The 19,007-nt window shown below is 69.6% G+C and carries 17 protein-coding genes and 1 pseudogene; 15 read left to right on the top strand and 3 right to left on the bottom strand.

Annotated elements, in window-relative coordinates:
- Positions 1-212 precede the first annotated feature (212 nt).
- On the top strand, positions 213-2,738 hold the full coding sequence (locus tag UYS_RS0200300; RefSeq protein WP_016853491.1) for a penicillin-binding protein 1A: 2,526 nt from the start codon (positions 213-215) through the stop codon (positions 2,736-2,738).
- A gap of 80 nt (positions 2,739-2,818) precedes the next feature.
- Positions 2,819-3,565 (top strand): DUF481 domain-containing protein, encoded by a 747-nt coding sequence (locus UYS_RS0200295; protein WP_016853490.1) that lies wholly within the window; start codon positions 2,819-2,821, stop codon positions 3,563-3,565.
- 87 nt (positions 3,566-3,652) lie between these two features.
- Here the strand turns inward: UYS_RS0200295 and UYS_RS0200290 are convergent, their stop codons facing one another.
- Positions 3,653-4,924, bottom strand: a complete 1,272-nt coding sequence (locus UYS_RS0200290; protein ID WP_016853489.1) for a malic enzyme-like NAD(P)-binding protein — start codon at positions 4,922-4,924, stop codon at positions 3,653-3,655.
- A gap of 262 nt (positions 4,925-5,186) precedes the next feature.
- Positions 5,187-5,399: a 50S ribosomal protein L31 gene (gene rpmE, locus UYS_RS0200285; RefSeq protein WP_016853488.1), complete on the bottom strand. Its 213-nt coding sequence runs from the start codon at positions 5,397-5,399 to the stop codon at positions 5,187-5,189.
- A gap of 144 nt (positions 5,400-5,543) precedes the next feature.
- On the opposite strand from rpmE, the pseudogene UYS_RS16650 reads away from it, so the two are divergent.
- The 13 genes and pseudogenes from UYS_RS16650 to tatC all read left to right on the top strand — a co-directional run bounded on the left by UYS_RS16650 (position 5,544) and on the right by tatC (position 17,960).
- A pseudogene (locus tag UYS_RS16650) lies at positions 5,544-7,771 on the top strand (primosomal protein N').
- A gap of 138 nt (positions 7,772-7,909) precedes the next feature.
- Positions 7,910-9,595, top strand: coding sequence for an arginine--tRNA ligase (gene argS / locus UYS_RS0200275; protein WP_016853487.1), 1,686 nt, complete (start codon positions 7,910-7,912; stop codon positions 9,593-9,595).
- Between the two features lie 3 nt (positions 9,596-9,598).
- Entirely contained in the window at positions 9,599-10,321 is a 723-nt protein-coding gene (locus UYS_RS0200270; protein ID WP_016853486.1) for an SPOR domain-containing protein, read from the top strand.
- Between the two features lie 193 nt (positions 10,322-10,514).
- Positions 10,515-11,033, top strand: a complete 519-nt coding sequence (gene hslV, locus UYS_RS0200265) for an ATP-dependent protease subunit HslV (protein WP_016853485.1) — start codon at positions 10,515-10,517, stop codon at positions 11,031-11,033.
- A 2-nt stretch (positions 11,034-11,035) separates the two neighbouring features.
- On the top strand, positions 11,036-12,358 hold the full coding sequence (gene hslU / locus UYS_RS0200260; RefSeq protein ID WP_016853484.1) for an ATP-dependent protease ATPase subunit HslU: 1,323 nt from the start codon (positions 11,036-11,038) through the stop codon (positions 12,356-12,358).
- Between the two features lie 93 nt (positions 12,359-12,451).
- The gene (locus UYS_RS0200255; RefSeq protein WP_016853483.1) at positions 12,452-12,835 is read left to right on the top strand and encodes a gamma-butyrobetaine hydroxylase family protein; all 384 of its coding nucleotides are present in this window, start codon (positions 12,452-12,454) and stop codon (positions 12,833-12,835) included.
- A 266-nt stretch (positions 12,836-13,101) separates the two neighbouring features.
- The gene (gene ubiE / locus UYS_RS0200250) at positions 13,102-13,857 is read left to right on the top strand and encodes a bifunctional demethylmenaquinone methyltransferase/2-methoxy-6-polyprenyl-1,4-benzoquinol methylase UbiE (protein ID WP_016853482.1); all 756 of its coding nucleotides are present in this window, start codon (positions 13,102-13,104) and stop codon (positions 13,855-13,857) included.
- A gap of 7 nt (positions 13,858-13,864) precedes the next feature.
- Positions 13,865-14,506, top strand: coding sequence for a ubiquinone biosynthesis accessory factor UbiJ (locus UYS_RS0200245; protein WP_016853481.1), 642 nt, complete (start codon positions 13,865-13,867; stop codon positions 14,504-14,506).
- Positions 14,503-16,125, top strand: coding sequence for a ubiquinone biosynthesis regulatory protein kinase UbiB (gene ubiB, locus UYS_RS0200240; RefSeq protein WP_016853480.1), 1,623 nt, complete (start codon positions 14,503-14,505; stop codon positions 16,123-16,125). Before UYS_RS0200245 ends, ubiB begins: the two co-directional genes overlap by 4 nt.
- 28 nt (positions 16,126-16,153) lie before the next feature.
- Complete coding sequence (locus UYS_RS0200235) at positions 16,154-16,489, top strand: phosphoribosyl-ATP diphosphatase (RefSeq protein WP_016853479.1); 336 nt, start codon at positions 16,154-16,156, stop codon at positions 16,487-16,489.
- A gap of 44 nt (positions 16,490-16,533) precedes the next feature.
- Positions 16,534-16,788 (top strand): Sec-independent protein translocase subunit TatA, encoded by a 255-nt coding sequence (tatA, locus tag UYS_RS0200230; protein WP_016853478.1) that lies wholly within the window; start codon positions 16,534-16,536, stop codon positions 16,786-16,788.
- 6 nt (positions 16,789-16,794) lie between these two features.
- Positions 16,795-17,199, top strand: coding sequence for a Sec-independent protein translocase protein TatB (tatB, locus tag UYS_RS18770; RefSeq protein ID WP_016853477.1), 405 nt, complete (start codon positions 16,795-16,797; stop codon positions 17,197-17,199).
- Positions 17,196-17,960, top strand: a complete 765-nt coding sequence (tatC, locus tag UYS_RS0200220) for a twin-arginine translocase subunit TatC (protein ID WP_016853476.1) — start codon at positions 17,196-17,198, stop codon at positions 17,958-17,960. Before tatB ends, tatC begins: the two co-directional genes overlap by 4 nt.
- 89 nt (positions 17,961-18,049) lie before the next feature.
- On the opposite strand, the gene elbB is transcribed toward tatC, so the two are convergent.
- The gene (gene elbB, locus UYS_RS0200215) at positions 18,050-18,709 is read right to left on the bottom strand and encodes an isoprenoid biosynthesis glyoxalase ElbB (RefSeq protein WP_016853475.1); all 660 of its coding nucleotides are present in this window, start codon (positions 18,707-18,709) and stop codon (positions 18,050-18,052) included.
- Positions 18,710-19,007: the final 298 nt, after the last annotated feature.

Genomic DNA, 19,007 nt, shown 5'->3' with positions numbered 1-19,007 from the left:
TATGGCGCCGGCATCAGCAACTGATACCAGCTGTCATCATGCTTATCCTGTAATTCGAGGCTACATGAATTTTCCTGATCTCACACGAACGGGTGTCGCCAGACGTCAACGCTGGTGGTCGCGCTGACGGCTTCCTATAATGGCCGGCGCATCTGTACCCTCGTTCGCCCCCGCCGCTTCGCACTCGTTCACAGCATGGATACCGCGTTTTCATGAAGTTCATCAGAACCCTGACCTTTTCGGCATTCTGGCTGCTGGTCTCGCTGTCCACCGCCTCGGTGCTGGCCGTGGCGGGGGCCGCCCTCTACTTCGCCCCCGGGCTGCCCGACGTCCGGCAGCTGCAGGATTTCGAACTGCAGACGCCGCTGCGCATCTTCACCCGTGACGGCAAGCTGATCGGCGAGTACGGCGAGGAGCGTCGTCAGCCGGTGGACTTCGACGAGATTCCGCAGGGCATGATCGATGCGCTGATGGCCGCCGAGGACGCCTCCTACTTCGACCACCACGGCGTCGATCCCAAGGGCCTGGCCCGCGCCGCGGTGGAACTGGTCGGCAGCGGCGGCAACATCCAGTCCGGGGGCTCCACCATCACCATGCAGGTGGCGCGCAACTATCTGCTCACCCTGGACCAGACCTTCACCCGCAAGATCCGCGAGATCCTGCTGGCGCTGCAGATGGAGCAGATCCTCAGCAAGCAGGAGATCCTCGAGCTCTACGTCAACAAGATCTTCCTCGGCCATCGCGCCTACGGCATCGCCGCCGCCGCCGAGGTCTACTACGACAAGCCGCTCGACGAGCTGAGCCTGGCCCAGCAGGCGATGATCGCCGGCCTGCCCAAGGCCCCCTCCGCCTTCAACCCGCTGGCCAACGCCGAACGCGCGCTGATCCGCCGCAACTGGATCCTGTTCCGCATGCGCGACCTCGGCTACATCGACCAGGCCGCCTACGACGAGGCCGTCCAGGCGCCGATCACCGCCAGCCGCCATCAGACCAAGGCCGAGGTCACCGCCGACTACGTGGCCGAGATGGCCCGCCAGTACGCCGTCGACCGCTTCGACGACGCCTACACCGGCGGCTATCGCATCACCACCACCCTGGACAGCGAGCTGCAGCCCCAGGCGCGCCAGGCGCTGGCCAACGGCCTGATCGCCTACGACACCCGCCACGGCTGGCGCGGCGCCGAGCAGAGCGACATTCCGCGCAGCCTGGCGGAAGCCCAGGAGAACACCGACCCCGAGGGCCTCGAGGAAGAGCTAGCCGAGTCTCCCGAGGTGATGAGCACCGCCCGCCAGGCCGCCGAGCGCAGCCAGACCGAGGTCGAGGGCATCGACGGCGACGTCAGCAACTGGCTGCAGGTGCTGGAGCGCACGCCGGTGCTGGGCCCGCTGGAGCCGGCCATCGTCGCCTCCACCGAGGGCCGCGAGATGCGCGTGCTGACCCGCGGCGGCGAGGTCCGCACCATCGCCTGGGACGGCCTCGACTGGGCTCAGCCCTATCGCAACGCCCGCTATCGCGGCGCGGCGCCGGACTCCGCCGCCGACATCGCCAGCCCCGGCGATCTGGTCCGCGTGCTGCAGCGCGAGGACGGCAGCTGGCGCCTCTCCCAGCAGCCCGATGCCCAGGGCTCGCTGGTGGTGCTCGACCCCGACACCGGCGCCATCCTAGCCCTGCAGGGCGGCTTCGACTACGACGCCAGCAAGTTCAATCGCGCACTCCAGGCGCGCCGCCAGGCGGGCTCGATCTTCAAGCCCTTCATCTACCTGGCCGGCCTGAACAGCGGCGAGGTGAATCCGGCCACCATCATCAACGACGCCCCGGTGGTGATGGAGGACGGCAGCAGCGAACTGTGGCGGCCCAACAACTCCAGCGGCGACTTCCTCGGCCCGACCCGCCTGCGTGTCGGCCTCGCCCGCTCGCGCAACCTGGTCACCATCCGCCTGCTGCAGACCCTGGGGCTCGACCGCACCATCGACTTCCTCGAGAACTTCGGCTTCCACCCCGAGCGACTGCCCCATGGCCTGTCGCTGGCGCTCGGCACCACCAGCCTGACGCCGCTGGAGATGACCCGCGGCTACGCGGTGCTGTCCAACGGCGGCTTCGCCATCGAACCCTGGCTGATCGAGAAGATCACCAGCGGCGAGGCGCAGACCGTGGTGCAGGAAGCCGATCCCATCGTGGCCTGCCGCGAGTGTGCCGCCGACCAGGAGACCGTCGAGCGTGACGGCAAGACCTATCGGGTCGCGCCGCGCGTGGTCGAGGCGGAGGCCGCCTACCTGATCCGCGACATGCTGCGCGACGTGGTCGAGCGCGGCACCGCTCGCCGCGCCCTGGCCCTCAACCGCAGCGACATCGTCGGCAAGACCGGCACCACCAACGAGCAGCGTGACGCCTGGTTCGCCGGCTTCAACACCGAGCTCGCCGCCACCGTGTGGGTCGGCAAGGACGACAACAGCTCGACCGCGGAATACGGCTCCCAGGCCGCCCTGCCGATCTGGGTCGACTTCATGGGCAAGGCCCTGGACGGGACCCCGGAGCACTGGCCCGAGCGCCCGGAGGGCGTGGTCAGCCGCCGGGTCGACCCGGATACCGGCCGCCTGCTGCACGACGACCAGTCCGGCGGCATCGAGGAGATATTCCGCGCCGACCATCTGCCCAGCTACCAGCCCCGGCGCGTCGATCAGGCCGTCGAGCAGGAAAGCGGCTCCGAGGGCACCGGCGCCTACGAAGCCATCTTCTAGATCGCCCCTTCGCCGGTGCGGCCCGCCGCCGCACCGGCCCTCCTTAACACTCACCCCCGAACCGACCGCGAGAAAGCACCATGCGCTCCAAGGTGATGTTCGCCTGCGGGCTCGGCCTGCTGATGCTGGCCGGCGATGCCACGGCCTCCCCCTTCTATGCCCCGCCCGAGCCGACGGGCGATGCCCCGCCGCTGACCGGCGAGGCCGAGCTCGGCTTCACCCATCTGCAGGGCAACACCAACAGCCAGACCCTGATCGCCAAGGGCCGCCTGGTATGGCTGGATGGCGCCTTCACCCACAGCCTGCGCGGCGAGGCCCGCCACGTCACCCAGGACGAGGAGACCAGCGCCGAGCAGTATCTGCTGGCGGCCCGCGAGCGCTACGACATCGAAGGCCCGCACTATCTTTTCGGCTTCGCCCGCTGGGAGGACGACCGCTTCAGCGGCTACGACTATCAGGCCACCGTGATCGGCGGCTACGGCCGCCAGGTGCTGGATAACGACCGCCATGTGCTGTCGCTGGAAGCCGGGCCCGGCTACCGGGTCGACAGCGTGACCGACCAGCGTACCGAGCGGCTCGGCGTGGTCTACGGCGCCATGGACTACCGCTGGCACCTCTCCGACACCGCCTCCTTCGCCCAGGAGCTGTCGCTGGAAGGCACCGATCGCAACCTCACCGCCCGCTCGCTCTCGAGCCTGACCTCGCGCCTCAACGAGCACCTGGCGCTCAAGCTCTCCTACGAGATCAAGCACAACACCCGCCCGCCCGACACCGCCGAGGCGCGCACCGACCGCATCACCAACGTCTCGCTGCTCTACGACTGGTAGGCCATCGAGGCGCTGCTTCCTGCGCCCCTCAGACGCAACGACGCCGGCCCGAGGGCCGGCGTCGTCGTTCACGCACCGCCTTGGCGATCAGCCGCCGTAGACGTCGTCCACGGTCTTGAGCGGATAGTGCGAGGGATAGGGCTTGCGCGCCACGCCGGAGTCCACCGCCGCCTGGGCCACCGCCGAGGAGACCCGCTCGAGCAGCCTCACGTCCACCGGCGTGGGCAGGATGTAGTCGCGCCCGAAGCTCATGCTCTCCGCCTCGTAGGCCTCCAGCACCGCCCGGGGCACCGGCTCGCGGGCCAGGTCCTTGAGCGCGTGCACCGCGGCGACCTTCATCTCCTCGTTGATGCGCGTCGCCCGCACGTCCAGCGCGCCGCGGAAGATGAACGGGAAGCCCAGCACGTTGTTGACCTGGTTCGGGTAGTCCGAGCGCCCGGTGGCCATGATCACGTCGGGACGCGTCTCGCGGGCCAGGTCCGGGTGAATCTCCGGATCCGGGTTGGTGCAGGCGAACACCACCGGATTGTCGGCCATCTTGCGGATGTGGTCGGCGCTCATCAGGCCGGGGCCGGACAGGCCGATGAAGACGTCGGCAGCGTCGATGGCGTCGTCCAGGGTGCGCTTGTCGGTGTCGACCGCGAACATCGCCTTGTACTGGTTGAGATCCTCGCGGCCGCTGTGGATCACGCCCTTGCGGTCCAGCATCACCAGGTTCTCGGCGCGGGCGCCGCAGGACACCAGCAGCTTCATGCAGGCGATCGCCGCAGCCCCGGCGCCGAGGCAGACGATCTTCGCCTCCTCGAGGGACTTGCCGGCGATGTCCAGGGCATTGAGCATGCCCGCCGCGGTGACGATGGCGGTGCCGTGCTGGTCGTCATGGAACACCGGGATGCTGCACTGCTCGACCAGCGCGCGCTCGATCTCGAAGCACTCCGGCGCCTTGATGTCCTCGAGGTTGATGCCGCCCCAGGTATCGACGATGCGCGCCACGGTGTCGATGAAGGCCTGCGGGCTCTCGGCGTTGACCTCCAGGTCGGTGGAGTTGATGCCGGCGAAGCGCTTGAACAGCACGCCCTTGCCCTCCATGACCGGCTTGCTGGCCAGCGCGCCCAGGTTGCCGAGCCCCAGGATGGCGCTGCCGTCGGAGATCACCGCCACCAGGTTGCCCTTGCCGGTGTAGAGATAGGCGTTCTCCGGATCCTGAGCGATCTCGCGCACCGGCTCGGCCACGCCCGGGCTGTAGGCCAGGGCGAGATCCCGGGAGGTCGCGGTGGGCTTGGTCAGCTCCACCGACAGCTTCCCGGGAATGGGCTTCGCGTGATAGTCCAGTGCCGCCTGTTTCTTCGCGTCTGTCATGCTCAGGATCCGGTCAGAGTGATGTTGAGGGTCAGCGAGATTATAAAAAAAACTTCCACTTCTCAACTTAGTAAAGTTACACAATCTAGCAACCGCTTTCGCAGACGTTCACCACCATTTATCGCAACTTATACTTGGCCGCCCTGCCATAAAGAATCCCTTATCGAGGCGGCGGCGCCGCGCGTCGGGCACGCAAAAAACCCGCCACGAGGGCGGGTTCTTTCGGATGCTGCCGAAGCCGGCGCCGGGCGCCGGCGACGCATCAACGCTTGACGGCGGCACCGAAGCGCTTGTTGAAGCGCTCGACGCGACCACCGGTGGTCGCCTGCTTCTGCTTGCCAGTGTAGAACGGGTGGCACTGAGAGCAGACGTCCAGGGACAGGTCCTGATCGCTGGTGGTGCCGACCTGGAAGGTGGCGCCGCAGGAGCAGGTGGCGTTGACCGTCTTGTAATTCGGGTGGATACCTTGTTTCATCTTGAGCCTCGCTACGCTGTATGCCGCCACCTGATCTCATGCCAGGCACCGCATACGGGTTGTCTGAACGTTCAAACCGGGCGCCGCCCCACTTAGGGTGACGCGGCGGCCGAGCATTCTAGCAGAGCCGCCTCCGGAGGCCAATTGTCCGTTTCCTCCCCCGCCGTGCTGGGCATCGCCGTTCCCTCCCCGCTTCGCCGACTGTTCGACTACCGCCCCGCCGGCGCCCCGCCGGAAGGCGGCTGGCAGCCGGGGCTGCGCGTGCGAGTGCCCTTCGGCCCGCGCCGGGTGGTCGGCGTGGTGGTGGAGTGCCGCGACGACAGCGACCTGCCGCTGGCCAGTCTCAAGCCGATCGAGGACCGCCTCGACGACGCCCCCCTGCCGGCGGACTGGCTGTGGCTGTGCCGCTTCACCGCCCGCTACTACCAGCACGCGCCCGGCGACACCCTGCATCAGGCGCTGCCCGCGCTGCTGCGCCAGGGCCGCGCCCTGGAGGCCCGCACCCGGGAGCGCTGGCAGGTCACCGAGGCCGGCGCCGGCGAGACGCCGGAGAGCCTCGGCCGGGCGCCGCGCCAGGCCGAGCTGCTGACCATGCTGCGCCAGCATCCTCAAGGACTGCTCGCCCAGGCCATCCTCGCCCAGTCGTTCACCCGCCCCCAGCTGCAGGCCCTGGAGAAGAAGGGGCTGGTCACGCGGCGCGAGGAGCCGCGCACCGGCCCCGCCGAGGCCGGCGGCCCGCTGCTGGCCGAGCCGGTGCTGCCGCTCAACCGCGAGCAGGCCGCCGCCCTGGCCGCGCTTCACGAGGGCCTCGACGCCTATCATCCCTGCCTGCTGCACGGCGTCACCGGCAGCGGCAAGACCGAGGTCTACCTGCAGCTGATCGAGGCGGTGGCCGGCCGCGGCCGCCAGGCCCTGGTGCTGGTGCCCGAGATCGGCCTGACGCCGCAGACCCTGGCGCGCTTCAAGCGCCGCTTCCGGGTGCCGGTGGTGGCGCTGCACTCGGGGCTCACCGATCACGAGCGGCTCGACGCCTGGGAAGCCGCGGCCAGCGGCCGGGCGCCGATCGTCATCGGCACCCGCTCGGCGATCTTCACGCCCCTGGCCGCCCCCGGCGCGATCATCGTCGACGAGGAACACGACGGCTCCTTCAAGCAGCAGGAGGGGCTGCGCTACCACGCCCGCGACCTGGCCGTGGCCCGCGCCCACCATCACGGCATCCCGCTGGTGCTGGGCAGCGCCACGCCGTCGCTGGAGACCCTGCACCGGGCCCAGAACGGCGACTACCGCCACCTGCGCCTGACCCAGCGCGCCAGCCGCCACGCCCCGGCGCGCCTGGAGCTGGTCGACCTGCGCGGCCGCCCCGCCGCGGCGGGCTGATTCCGCCGGTGCTCGAGGCCGTCGAGGAGACCCTGGCCGCCGGCCATCAGGTGCTGGTGTTCATCAACCGCCGCGGCTTCGCCCCGACGCTCAGCTGCCACGCCTGCGGCTGGCTCGCCGAGTGCGACCACTGCGACGCCCGCCTGACCCTGCATCGCCAGCCGCCGCTGCTGGCCTGCCACCACTGCGACCAGCGCCGCGCCCTGCCCGATGCCTGCCCCGACTGCGGCAGCGCCGACCTGCGCCCGCTGGGCAGCGGCACCGAGCGCACCGAGGAGACGCTGGCCGAGCGCTTCCCCGACGTGCCGGTGCACCGCATCGATCGCGACAGCACGAGGCGCCGCGACGCCCTGGAGCAGACCCTGACCGAGGTGCGCCGCGGCGAGCCCTGCCTGCTGGTCGGCACCCAGATGCTGGCCAAGGGCCATCACCTGCCCCACGTCACCCTGGTGGTGGTGGTCAACGCCGACGCCGGCCTCTATGCCAGCGACTTCCGCGCCCTGGAACACAGCGCCCAGCTGCTCGAGCAGGTGGCCGGCCGCGCCGGGCGCGCCGCCCATCCGGGCCGCGTGCTGGTGCAGACCATGCACGCCGACGACCCGCACCTGCGCCTGCTCTCGGCCCGCGGCTACGACGCCCTGGCCGAGCAGCTGCTGGAGGAACGCCGCGTCGCCGCCCTGCCGCCGTTCCGCTTCCTGGCGCTGCTGCGCCTGGAGGGTGCCCAGGAGGCGGCGGTCACCGAGCTAGGCGGCCGCGCCGCCGCGGCGCTGCGCGAGCACCTCGAGGCGCGCGAGCTGGACGTGGACTGCCTGGGCCCGGTGCCGGCGCCGATGGAGCGCCGCCAGAACCGCTATCACCTGCAGCTGATGCTATCCGCCGAGAAGCGCAGCCGGCTCCACGAGGCCGGCGCCTGGCTGGCCGCCTGGCTGGAAGCCGAACCGGCGGCGCGGCGGGTGCGCTGGTCGCTGGACATCGACCCCCAGACGCTGAGCTGAGGGCATCGAAGGCCCGTGGCGCGCCGGCGCCGCGGCCGGCCCGGGGTTTAAAGCCCGCGCGCAATTGTCGATAATGTGCGGCCAAATGCCCGCCGACGGGCGTTCGACCCGCCCGCGCCACAGGACATCAGATTCCCCATGAAAGACACCATCATCTCCCTGCTGGAGGGCGCCCTGGACGAACTCAAGCGCCAGGACGTCCTGCCCTCCGAGCTCGCCCCGACCATCAAGGTCGACCCGACCAAGGACAAGGCCCACGGCGACTACGCCACCAACCTGGCGCTGATGCTGGCCAAGCCCGCCGGCAGGAAGCCCCGCGAACTGGCCGAGGCGCTGGTCGAGGCGCTGCCGGCAAGCGACGCCGTGTCGAAGGTCGAGATCGCCGGCCCCGGCTTCGTCAACTTCTTCGCCGCCACCGACGCCGCGGCCCAGGTCATCCGTCGGGTGCTGGACGAAGGGGACACCTTCGGCCGCAGCCTCAGCGGCCAGGGCCAGAAGGTCCAGGTGGAGTTCGTCTCCGCCAACCCCACCGGCCCGCTGCACGTCGGCCACGGCCGCGGCGCGGCCATCGGCGACAGCATCTGCCGCCTGCTCGAGGCGGTGGGCTATGACGTCACCCGCGAGTTCTACTACAACGACGCCGGCGCCCAGATCTCCAACCTGGCGCTCTCGGTGCAGGCCCGCGTCAAGGGCATCGCCCCCGAGGACGACGGCTGGCCGGCCGACGGCTATCGCGGCGGCTACATCATCGACGTGGCCAACGGCTACCTGGCCGGCGACACCATCCACGCCGACGATCGCCACGTCACCGGCGCCGCCGACCCGGACGACCTGGACGCCATCCGCGAGTTCGCCGTGGCCTACCTGCGCCGCGAACAGGACCTCGACCTGCGCGCCTTCGGCGTCGAGTTCGATGTCTACTTCCTCGAGTCCTCGCTGTACCGCGACGGCAAGGTGGCGGCCACCGCCGAGCGCCTCGCCGAGAAGGGCCACACCTACGAGCAGGACGGCGCCACCTGGCTGCGCACCACCGACTTCGGTGATGACAAGGACCGGGTGATGCGCAAGCAGGACGGCCACTACACCTACTTCCTGCCCGACGTCGCCTATCACCTCGACAAGTGGCAGCGCGGCTTCACCACCGTGATCAACGAGCAGGGCGCCGACCACCACTCCACCGTGACCCGCGTGCGCGCCGGGCTGCAGGCGCTGGAGGCCGACATCCCCCAGGGCTGGCCCGACTACGTGCTGCACCAGATGGTGATGGTCACCCGCTCCGGCGTGGAGGTGAAGCTCTCCAAGCGCGCCGGCAGCTATGTCACCGTGCGCGACCTGATCGACGAGGTCGGCCGCGACGCCACGCGCTTCTTCCTCGCCGCGCGCCGCGCCGACTCCCAGCTGACCTTCGACATCGACCTGGCCCGCTCGCAGTCCAACGACAACCCGGTCTACTACGTGCAGTACGCCCACGCCCGCGTGTGCAGCATGCTGCGCAAGGCCGAGTCGCTCGAGCAGCCGTTCGACCACGGCCAGGCCATGGACCACCTGGCGCGCCTGGAGGCCGAGCAGGAGAAGGCGCTGATGAACCGCCTGGCCCGCTACCCGGAGGTGGTGGCCCACGCCGCCGCCAGCCGCGAGCCGCAGCAGATCGCCCAGTACCTGCTCGACCTCGCCGCCGAGTTCCACACCTGCTACAACGCCGTCAAGGTGATGGTCGAGGACGATGCCCTGCGCAACGCCCGCATGGCGCTGTTCCTGGCCGCCCGCCAGGTGCTGCGCAACGGCCTGGACCTGATGGGCGTCGGCGCCCCCGAGGAGATGTAAGCCATGGCCAGCCGCAAGCCCGCCGACAACAGCCGCAAGCGAGGCGCCACCAGCTCCCGGAAGCGCCCCGCCAAGGCACCGGCGCCGCGGCGTGGCGTGCCCGGCTGGCTATGGGGCCTGACCGGCCTGGTGGCCGGCTTTTTGATCTCGCAGCACCAGCACGGCACCGCCCCCTGGCAGGACGGCCCGGCCTCGCCGGCGCCGCTGACCGCCGGCGAGCCCCAGGGCCGGTCCGGCGGCCAGGCGCCGGCGGACGACGAGCCGCCGATGCCGACCTTCGAGTTCTACACCCTGCTGCCGGAATCCGAGGTCATCGCCCCGGGCGAGCAGGCGGCCTCCTCCACGGCCACGCCGCCCCCGCGGCCCGCCGAGGACGATGACGAGGAGGACGATTCCAGCGCCGAGTCCGTCTCGGCCGACGACCCCATCGCCCAGGTGATCGCCGCCAACAGCGCACCGGCCGAGGACACGACGCGCAACGCCGAGGACGGCAAGCGCTACGTGCTGCAGGCGGCCTCCTTCCGCCAGGCCGGCGACGCCCGGCAGCTGGCCGGCCGGCTCAAGGACTTCGGCCTGCTGGCCAACATCAGCGAGGTCCAGACCGGCAACGGCGCGACCTGGCACCGCGTCCAGGTCGGCCCCTACCAGGACCGTCGCGAGCTGTCCCGGGCCCGCGATCTGATGTCCACCCAGGGCATCGAGCCGCTGCTCATCCAGCTGCAGTGACGCGCCGCGCTTGAATTCCGGGCCCGGCGCCCACACCTCCCCAGTAGCTCATGCACGGCGCCGCCTCTCGCGGCGCCGCAGGGGAATCGCCGGCACGAGCCGGCGAGCGGCGCGACATGCCTCGCCCGCGCCCCTTGTTCCGCCATTCCAAAGTCATCGGGAGCCGAACGCTCCCACAAGGAGAGTCCCCTCCATGACCACGATCGTTTCCGTGCGTCGCGGCGACCAGGTGGCGCTGGCCGGCGACGGCCAGGTGTCGCTGGGCAACACCGTGATGAAGGGCAACGCCAGCAAGGTGCGTCGCCTCTACCGCGGCCAGGTGCTGGCCGGTTTCGCCGGCGGCACCGCCGACGCCTTCACCCTGTTCGAGCGCTTCGAGGCCCAGCTCGAGAAATACCAGGGCCATCTGACCAAGGCCGCCGTGGAGCTGGCCAAGGAATGGCGCACCGACCGCGCCCTGCGCCGCCTCGAGGCGCTGCTGGCCGTGGCCGACAAGAACGCCTCGCTGATCATCACCGGCAACGGCGACGTGGTGGAGCCCGAACGCGGCATCATCGCCATCGGCTCCGGCGGCAACTTCGCCCTGTCCGCGGCCCGCGCCCTGCTCGAGAACACCGAGCTGTCGCCCCGCGAGATCACCGAGAAATCGCTGGAGATCGCCGGCGACATCTGCGTGTTCACCAACCACAACGTCACGCTGGAAGAGCTCTGATCATGACCCAGATGACCCCGCGCGAGATCGTCCACGCCCTGGACCAGTACATCATCGGCCAGCAGGACGCCAAGCGCGCCGTGGCCGTGGCGCTACGCAACCGATGGCGCCGCATGCAGCTCGACGACGAGCTGCGCCAGGAGGTCACGCCCAAGAACATCCTGATGATCGGCCCCACCGGCGTGGGCAAGACCGAGATCGCCCGCCGCCTGGCCAAGCTGGCCCGCGCGCCCTTCATCAAGGTCGAGGCCACCAAGTTCACCGAGGTGGGCTACGTCGGCCGCGACGTCGAGTCGATCATCCGCGACCTCACCGAGGCCGCCATCAAGCTGGTCCGCGAGCAGGCCAAGGAAGAGGTCGGCCATCGCGCCGAGGACGCCGCCGAGGACCGCATCCTCGACGCCCTGCTGCCCCCGCCCCGCGGCCAGGAGAACGAGCCGCGCACCGAGAACGCCACGCGCCAGTCGTTCCGCAAGAAGCTGCGCGAGGGTCAGCTCGACGACAAGGAAATCGACATCCAGGTCACGCCCCAGGGCCAGGGCATGGACATCAACACCCCGCCGGGCATGGAGGAGATGACCAGCCAGCTGCAGAACCTGTTCTCCAGCATGGGCAAGCAGCAGACCGAGACCCGCCGGGTGGCCGTGAAGGACGCCTTCGCGCTGCTGCGCGACGAGGAGGCCGGCAAGCTGGTCAACGAGGACGACATCAAGAGCCGCGCCATCGAGGCCGTCGAGCAGCACGGCATCGTGTTCCTCGATGAGCTCGACAAGGTCGCCAAGGGCAGCGCCAACTCCAGCGGCGGCGAGGTCTCCCGCGAGGGCGTGCAGCGCGACCTGCTGCCGCTGATCGAGGGCTCCACCGTGTCCACCAAGTACGGCATGGTGAAGACCGACCACATCCTGTTCATCGCCTCCGGTGCCTTCCACCTGTCGCGCCCGTCGGACCTGATCCCCGAGCTGCAGGGCCGCCTGCCGATCCGCGTCGAGCTCGACGCCCTGACGCCGGACGACTTCAAGCGCATCCTCACCGAGCCGTCCGCGGCGCTGACGCGCCAGTACCGGGCGCTGATGGCCACCGAGGGCCTGGACGTGACCTTCACCGACGACGGCATCGCACGCATCGCCGAGATCGCCTGGAAGGTCAACGAAGGCACCGAGAACATCGGCGCCCGTCGCCTGCACACCGTGATGGAGCGCCTGCTCGAGGAGGCCTCCTACCAGGGCGGCGACCTGGGCAGCCCGCTGACCATCGACGCCGCCTACGTCGACTCCCAGCTCGGCGAGCTGGCGCTGGACGAGGACCTGTCGCGCTACATCCTCTAGGCGCGACGCGAAAAGGCGATCGCATGGGGAGGGAGGCCCGACCTCCCTCCCCCTCGCGCCCCGCATCCCTCGGACATTTCACCGGAGGTGCCCATGTCCGCCCCGATCCCCACCCGAGTGCACTACCACAAGCAGGCCCGCGAGCTGGAGCTGACCTATGAAGGCGGCGAGAGCCACCGGCTGTCGGTGGAGTACCTGCGTGTCTTCTCCCCCTCCGCCGAGGTGCGCGGTCACGGTCAGGGTCAGGAGACCCTGCAGGTCGGCAAGAAGCACGTCGGCCTGGCCAACATCACCCAGGCCGGCCGCTACGCGCTCAAGCTGCACTTCGACGACGGCCACGACAGCGGCCTCTACAGCTGGGACTACCTGCACGAGCTGATCGAGCACCGGGAGGCCAACTGGGCCGACTACCTGCAGCGACTCGAAGACGCCGGGGCCTCGCGGGAGGCGCTGGGCATCGAGATCAAGCAGCTGTAGGAATCGGCACGCTCCGGAGGCGCCGGGGATGAGTCGTCGAGGGGGTTTTTGCCATGGATGGCAAAAGTAGCGCCCATGGATGGGTTCAAAGCGCCCCTCGTGGACTCGTCGCCGGATCAGCCCCATGCAACTTCCCGGTTACAGGGGCCAGAGCAACCGCCTCCACCGTCAAGACAAGGCCCCCCGGGGGGCGCTACAATGCGGCCCAACACGCGGGGCCGTCGGCCTCGCCCCCATTGTGCAGCTGACCCGGGAGCCTCCCTCGCATGACCCCCAGCGACAAGCGCACCACACACTTCGGTTACCAGGAAGTTCCGGTCGACGAGAAGGCCTCCCGCGTGGCCGACGTCTTCCACTCGGTGGCCGCCCGCTACGACGTGATGAACGACCTGATGTCGTTCGGCATCCACCGGGTGTGGAAGCGCCTGACCATCGAACGCGCCGGCGTCCGCCCGGGTCACAGCGTGCTCGACATCGCCGGCGGCACCGGCGACCTGACGCTGAAGTTCTCGCGACTGGTCGGTCCCCGGGGGCGCGTGGTGCTGGCCGACATCAACGAATCGATGCTGCGGGTCGGCCGCGACAAGCTGCTCGATCGGGGCGTCGGCGGCAACGTCGAGTACGTCCAGGCCAACGCCGAGACCCTGCCCTTCCCGGACAACACCTTCGACTGCATCACCATCGCCTTCGGCCTGCGCAACGTCACCGACAAGGACGCCGCGCTGCGCTCCATGGCGCGGGTGCTCAAGCCCGGCGGCCGACTGCTGGTGCTGGAGTTCTCCAAGCCCGACAACGCGCTGCTGAGCCAGGCCTACGACCAGTATTCCTTCCGCCTGCTGCCGCGCATGGGCGAGCTGGTGGCCGGCGATGCCGAGAGCTACCGCTACCTCGCCGAGTCGATCCGCATGCACCCCGATCAGGAGACCCTGAAGGGCATGATGGAGGCCGCCGGCCTGGAGCGGGTCGAGTACACCAATCTCACCGGCGGCATCGTCGCCCTGCACCGCGGCATCAAGCTGTGAGGACGAGATGGCGCTGACACCGACCCTGCTGCTGGGCGGCCTCGAACGCAGCCTCAACGCCCTGCTGGCCCGCGACCCCGCCGCGCCCGCGCGGCTCTCCCGCCTCGCCGGCCAGCGCCTGCTGGTGCGCCTCGAGGGCTCGCCGCTGGCCGTGGCCATGGCCTACCACGCCCAGGGCGTGGACCTGATGCGCCCGGACGACGAGCCCGAGCACGCCTTCGACGCCGTCGTCGAACTCGACCCCGAGACCCTGGGCGAGCTGCTCGGCGGCGCCTCGGTGGAGCGGCTGATGTTCCAGGGCAAGCTCGCGGTACGCGGGCATATCCCCCTGCTCGAGGCGACCCGCGACCTGCTGCTCGACCTCGACCTGGACTGGGAAGGCGAGCTGGCCCACTGGCTCGGCGACGTGCCGGCCCACAGCCTGGCCGAGGGCATGCGCAGCCTCGGCCGCTGGGGCCTGCGCACTCGCCAGGAGCTGTGCGCCGACGTCTCCGAGTACGTCTTCGAGGAGGCCCGCCTGCTGCCCGGCCGCCATCAGTTCGAGGGGCTGCGCGATCACCTCACCGAGCTGGAAGTCGCCACCGACCGCCTCGAGGCGCGCCTGGAGCGCCTGCGCCGCCGCCTCATCTCGGCGGGAGACGGCGCATGATCCGGCGGCTCGCGCGCATCGCCTGGGTGGTCACCCGCTATCGCCTAGATACCCTGATCCCCCACGAGCGGCTGCCCTGGTGGCTGCGCGGCCTGCTGGCGCTGTCGCCGCTGCGGCTGGTGCCGGTGGGCCAGCGTCCGCGCGGCGAGCGGCTGCGCCTGGCGCTGGAGACCCTGGGGCCGATCTACGTCAAGTTCGGCCAGGTGCTGTCGACCCGCCGCGACCTGTTCCCCGACGACATCGGCAACGAGCTGCGCCGGCTGCAGGATCAGGTGCCGCCCTTCCCCGGCCACCTGGCCCGCGGGCTGGTCGAGGAAGAGCTTGGCATGTCGCTGGACGAGGCCTTCTCGGAGTTCTCGTCCGAGCCGCTGGCCTCGGCCTCGGTGGCCCAGGTCCACGCCGCCCGGCTGCCCGACGGCGAGCAGGTGGTGGTCAAGATCATCCGCCCCGGCATCGAACGCGTGATGCGCCAGGACATGGCGCTGATGTACCGGCTGGCCGCCGGCCTGGCGCGCATTCCCGAGGCCCGCCGGCTGCGCCCGGTGGAGGTCGTCCGCGACTACGAGTCGACCCTGTTCGACGAGCTCGACCTGACCAAGGAAGCCGCCAACACCTCCCAGCTCAAGCGCAACTTCAAGGGCTCGCCGCTGCTGTTCGTGCCGACCATCCACTGGGCGCTGACCCGCCGCCGGGTGATGGTCCAGGAGCGCATCCACGGCATCCCGGTGGCCGATCTCGAGGCCCTCGAGGCCCAGGGCACCGACCTGCGCCGGCTGGCCGAGCGCGGCGTGGAGATCTTCTTCACCCAGGTGTTCCGCGACAACTTCTTCCACGCCGACATGCACCCGGGCAACATCTTCGTGTCCCGCGAGACGCCCTGGAACCCGCAATACATCGCCATCGACTGCGGCATCGTCGGCAGCCTGACCCGCGAGGACCAGGACTACCTGGCGCGCAACCTGCTGGCCTTCTTCCATCAGGACTACTACGAGGTGGCGGCGCTGCACATCGAGTCGGGCTGGGTCAGCGAGGACACCCGGGCCAACGAGTTCGCCGCCGCGGTGCGCACCGTGTGCGAGCCGATCCTCGAGAAGCCGCTCAAGGACATCTCCTTCGGCCAGGTGCTGCTGGGCCTGTTCCAGACCGCCCGGCGCTTCAACATGGAGGTCCAGCCGCAGCTGGTGCTGTTGCAGAAGACCCTGCTCAACATCGAGGGCCTGGGGCGCCAGCTGTACCCGGACCTCGACCTCTGGGCCACCGCCAAGCCCTACCTGGAGGACTGGATGAAGGAGCGCGCCGGCACCCGCGGGCTCTGGGAGTCCATGAAGCGCCAGGCCCCCGAGCTCTCGCGACAGCTGCCGGAGCTGCCGGTGCTCGCGCACCAGGCCCTGGCCCGGGCCGAACACGGCCATCAGCAGCGCCAGCGCCAGAGCGAGGCCATCGGTGCCATCCAGCGCCGCCTCGAGGGCCAGGGCAGGCGCCAGCGCCGCCTGCGCCTGGGGCTCGTGATCGTGGCGGTGGCACTCGCCTGGCAGCCGCTGGTCCAATGGGCAGACGGCCAGCCCTGGCCGGTGCTGGGGGCGGTGGCCATCGGCGCGGCGCTGCTGGCCTGGAACTGATTCACCCACTGCAACGGAAACGTCTCATATGAGCGATATTCTCGACCGCCTCGACGAGGTCCTGACCAGCCGCCGCCAGGCCGCTCCCGACGACTCTTACGTGGCCAGCTTGCATCACAAGGGCCTGAACAAGATACTCGAGAAAGTCGGCGAGGAAGCCACCGAGACGCTGCTGGCGGCCAAGGACGCCGAACAGGGCGACGAGGCGGCGCGCCAGGCGCTGGTCGCCGAGACGACCGACCTGTGGTTCCACAGCCTGGTGATGCTGTCGCACATGGGGCTGAGCCATCGCGAGGTCCTCGACGAGCTGTCCCGACGCTTCGGTCTGTCCGGCCACGACGAAAAGGCCGCGCGGCCCCGATAAGACAACGACGCCGATCTCCGGCGCAGCAACCTGAGGTATACCCTATGTTAGGCGGCATCAGTATCTGGCAACTCCTGATCGTCCTCGGCATCATCATCCTGATCTTCGGCACCAAGAAGCTGCGCAACGTCGGCGGCGACCTCGGCGGCGCGGTCAAGGGCTTCAAGAAGGCCATGGGCGAGGAAGAGAAGAGCGACGAGGGCGACAAGCCCCAGGCCCAGGTGCGCCACGACGACGAAGGCCGGACCTACGACGTCCACGCCGAGCGCAAGGCCGAGGAATCGGAAGAGCGCAAGTAAGCCGCCATGTTCGACATCGGCTTTCTCGAACTCCTGTTCATCGGCGTGGTCGCCCTGCTGGTGCTGGGCCCCGAGCGTCTGCCCAGGGCCGCCCGCACCGCCGGGATGTGGATCGGCCGTATCAAGCGCACGGTCTCCGGCATGCAGCGCGAGATCAACGCCCAGCTCGAGGCGGAGGAGCTGCGCCAGAAGCTCAACGAGCAGCAGAAGAAGCTCGACGAGGGCCTCGACCGGGTCAAGCGCGACGTCGAACGCTCGGTGGAGACGCCCAGCGAGCGCGGCACCGGCGCCGCCCCCCGAGAACGCGCCGAGGCCACGCCCGAGCGTCGCCTCGACGATGCCCTGGGTCGCGCCCGCCGTCAGACCGATGACTCCGACGCCGACGCCCACGAGGACGCCTCTTCCCGATGAGCCAAACCGACGACTCCCAGGGGCCGGGCCATGCCCCGCTGATCGAGCATCTGGTCGAGCTGCGCTCGCGACTGCTGCGCGCGGTGATCGCGATACTGGTGATCTTCCTCGGCCTCTACGCCTTCGCCAACGACATCTACGCCTTCGTCGCCGAGCCGCTGATGGCGCTGCTGCCGGAAGGCTCGCGGATGATCGCCACCGAGGTGGCCTCGCCGTTCCTGGCGCCCTTCAAGCTGACCCTGGTGGTGGCGGTGTTCATCGCCGTGCCCTTCGTGCTGCATCAGGCCTGGGCCTTCATCGCCCCGGGGCTGTACGACAACGAGAAGGCGCTGGCGCTGCCGCTGCTGGCCTCCAGCGTGGCGCTGTTCTACGCCGGGGCCGCCTTCGCCTACTACGTGGTCTTCCCGCTGCTGTTCCAGTTCTTCACCCAGACCGGGCCGGAGGACGTGGCGGTGATGACCGACATCAACCAGTACCTCAACTTCGTGCTCAAGCTGTTCTTCGCCTTCGGCGTGGCCTTCGAGATCCCGATCGCCACCTTCCTGCTGATCCTGAGCGGGGCGACCACGGTGGAGAGCCTGTCGAAGAAGCGCCCCTACGTGGTGCTGGGCTGCTTCGTGGTGGGCATGCTGATGACCCCGCCGGACGTGGTCTCCCAGAGCCTGCTGGCGGTGCCGATGTACCTGCTCTACGAGGTCGGCCTGCTGTTCGGCCGGCTGGTGCGTCGCAGGCGCGACCGGGACGCCGCCGACGAGCAATAAGCCGCGAGCCGCACATCGCCCGGAGCAAAAGAAACCCCGAAGGCCTGGCCCTCGGGGTTTCTCGTCGCTCGGCGCTCGTGGCCCGGCGCTTACAGATCCATCATCTCGTCGATGCGATCCACCAGCTTGAAGATGCCGGTCGCCGCCTCGCCGAGGCGGGTGGCCAGCATGTAGGCCGGGGTGGTGACCACGCGGTTGTCGAAGTCGACCACGATGTCCTCCACGCCGCAGCTGCGATGCAGCCCCCCCATGCTGCTGATGGCGCCCGCCACGCCCGGGTCGTGACCGATGGTCACGGCGATGCCCGGCCCCAGCAGGCGCGGCACCATCACCGGCGCGATGCACATCAGGCCGATCGGCTTGCGATCCTCGTGGAACTCGGCCATGGCCCCCACCAGCTCCTCGTGGATCACCATGTCGGCGCCGGCCTCGGCGAAGTTGGAGAGATTCTTGGCCGCCCCGAAGCCGCCGGGCAGGATCACGGCATCGAACTCGTCGGCCTCCAGTTCGGCCAGCGGAGAGATCTCGCCGCGCGCCAGGCGCGCCGACTCGACCAGCACATTGCGGCGCTCCTCGGCCGCCTCGCCGCTGCGGTGATCGACCACGTCATGCTGGTCGATGTCCGGGGCGAAGCAGCGATAGCCGATGCCCAGCTGGTCCAGGCGCAACAGGGTCAGGGTGGTCTCGTAGATCTCAGAGCCATCCTGGACACCGCATCCCGACAGAATGACCGCCACCTGCTTGCTCATTATGCGTCTCCTTGTGCGCCCCCCGCCGGTCGTCGACGGGGCCGATGAACATGAAGCCACCACTTTAGAGAGTCCCCGTAAGCGCGACAAGGCGCGTCTTTCGGCGTCGAAGCGTGCTGATATACTCAGGACATCGCCCCCGGCGGAGGACTGTCATCATTCTGTCATTTATGGGCACCAGACTTGCCACGGCGGCCGAGCCCGGCCCCGCCTGCCCCTGATCGCCTCCCGCAACAGGCGATGCATGACGCCTCCCGGCGCCACGGGCAGGACGGCATCATGAACGATAACGCCCGGC

The sequence above is a fragment of the Halomonas smyrnensis AAD6 genome, assembly GCF_000265245.1.
Classification (GTDB): Bacteria; Pseudomonadota; Gammaproteobacteria; order Pseudomonadales; family Halomonadaceae; genus Halomonas; species Halomonas smyrnensis.
This window is presented reverse-complemented; position numbering and strand designations above follow the sequence as displayed.

What these genes read in the sequence shown, in the direction of transcription:
- UYS_RS0200300 (WP_016853491.1), top strand. Translation starts at nt 213, where the DNA reads ATGAAGTTCATCAGAACCCTGACCTTTTCGGCATTCTGGCTGCTGGTC.
- UYS_RS0200295 (WP_016853490.1), top strand. Translation starts at nt 2,819, where the DNA reads ATGCGCTCCAAGGTGATGTTCGCCTGCGGGCTCGGCCTGCTGATGCTG.
- UYS_RS0200290 (WP_016853489.1), bottom strand. Translation starts at nt 4,924, where the DNA reads ATGACAGACGCGAAGAAACAGGCGGCACTGGACTATCACGCGAAGCCC.
- rpmE (WP_016853488.1), bottom strand. Translation starts at nt 5,399, where the DNA reads ATGAAACAAGGTATCCACCCGAATTACAAGACGGTCAACGCCACCTGC.
- argS (WP_016853487.1), top strand. Translation starts at nt 7,910, where the DNA reads ATGAAAGACACCATCATCTCCCTGCTGGAGGGCGCCCTGGACGAACTC.
- UYS_RS0200270 (WP_016853486.1), top strand. Translation starts at nt 9,599, where the DNA reads ATGGCCAGCCGCAAGCCCGCCGACAACAGCCGCAAGCGAGGCGCCACC.
- hslV (WP_016853485.1), top strand. Translation starts at nt 10,515, where the DNA reads ATGACCACGATCGTTTCCGTGCGTCGCGGCGACCAGGTGGCGCTGGCC.
- hslU (WP_016853484.1), top strand. Translation starts at nt 11,036, where the DNA reads ATGACCCAGATGACCCCGCGCGAGATCGTCCACGCCCTGGACCAGTAC.
- UYS_RS0200255 (WP_016853483.1), top strand. Translation starts at nt 12,452, where the DNA reads ATGTCCGCCCCGATCCCCACCCGAGTGCACTACCACAAGCAGGCCCGC.
- ubiE (WP_016853482.1), top strand. Translation starts at nt 13,102, where the DNA reads ATGACCCCCAGCGACAAGCGCACCACACACTTCGGTTACCAGGAAGTT.
- UYS_RS0200245 (WP_016853481.1), top strand. Translation starts at nt 13,865, where the DNA reads ATGGCGCTGACACCGACCCTGCTGCTGGGCGGCCTCGAACGCAGCCTC.
- ubiB (WP_016853480.1), top strand. Translation starts at nt 14,503, where the DNA reads ATGATCCGGCGGCTCGCGCGCATCGCCTGGGTGGTCACCCGCTATCGC.
- UYS_RS0200235 (WP_016853479.1), top strand. Translation starts at nt 16,154, where the DNA reads ATGAGCGATATTCTCGACCGCCTCGACGAGGTCCTGACCAGCCGCCGC.
- tatA (WP_016853478.1), top strand. Translation starts at nt 16,534, where the DNA reads ATGTTAGGCGGCATCAGTATCTGGCAACTCCTGATCGTCCTCGGCATC.
- tatB (WP_016853477.1), top strand. Translation starts at nt 16,795, where the DNA reads ATGTTCGACATCGGCTTTCTCGAACTCCTGTTCATCGGCGTGGTCGCC.
- tatC (WP_016853476.1), top strand. Translation starts at nt 17,196, where the DNA reads ATGAGCCAAACCGACGACTCCCAGGGGCCGGGCCATGCCCCGCTGATC.
- elbB (WP_016853475.1), bottom strand. Translation starts at nt 18,709, where the DNA reads ATGAGCAAGCAGGTGGCGGTCATTCTGTCGGGATGCGGTGTCCAGGAT.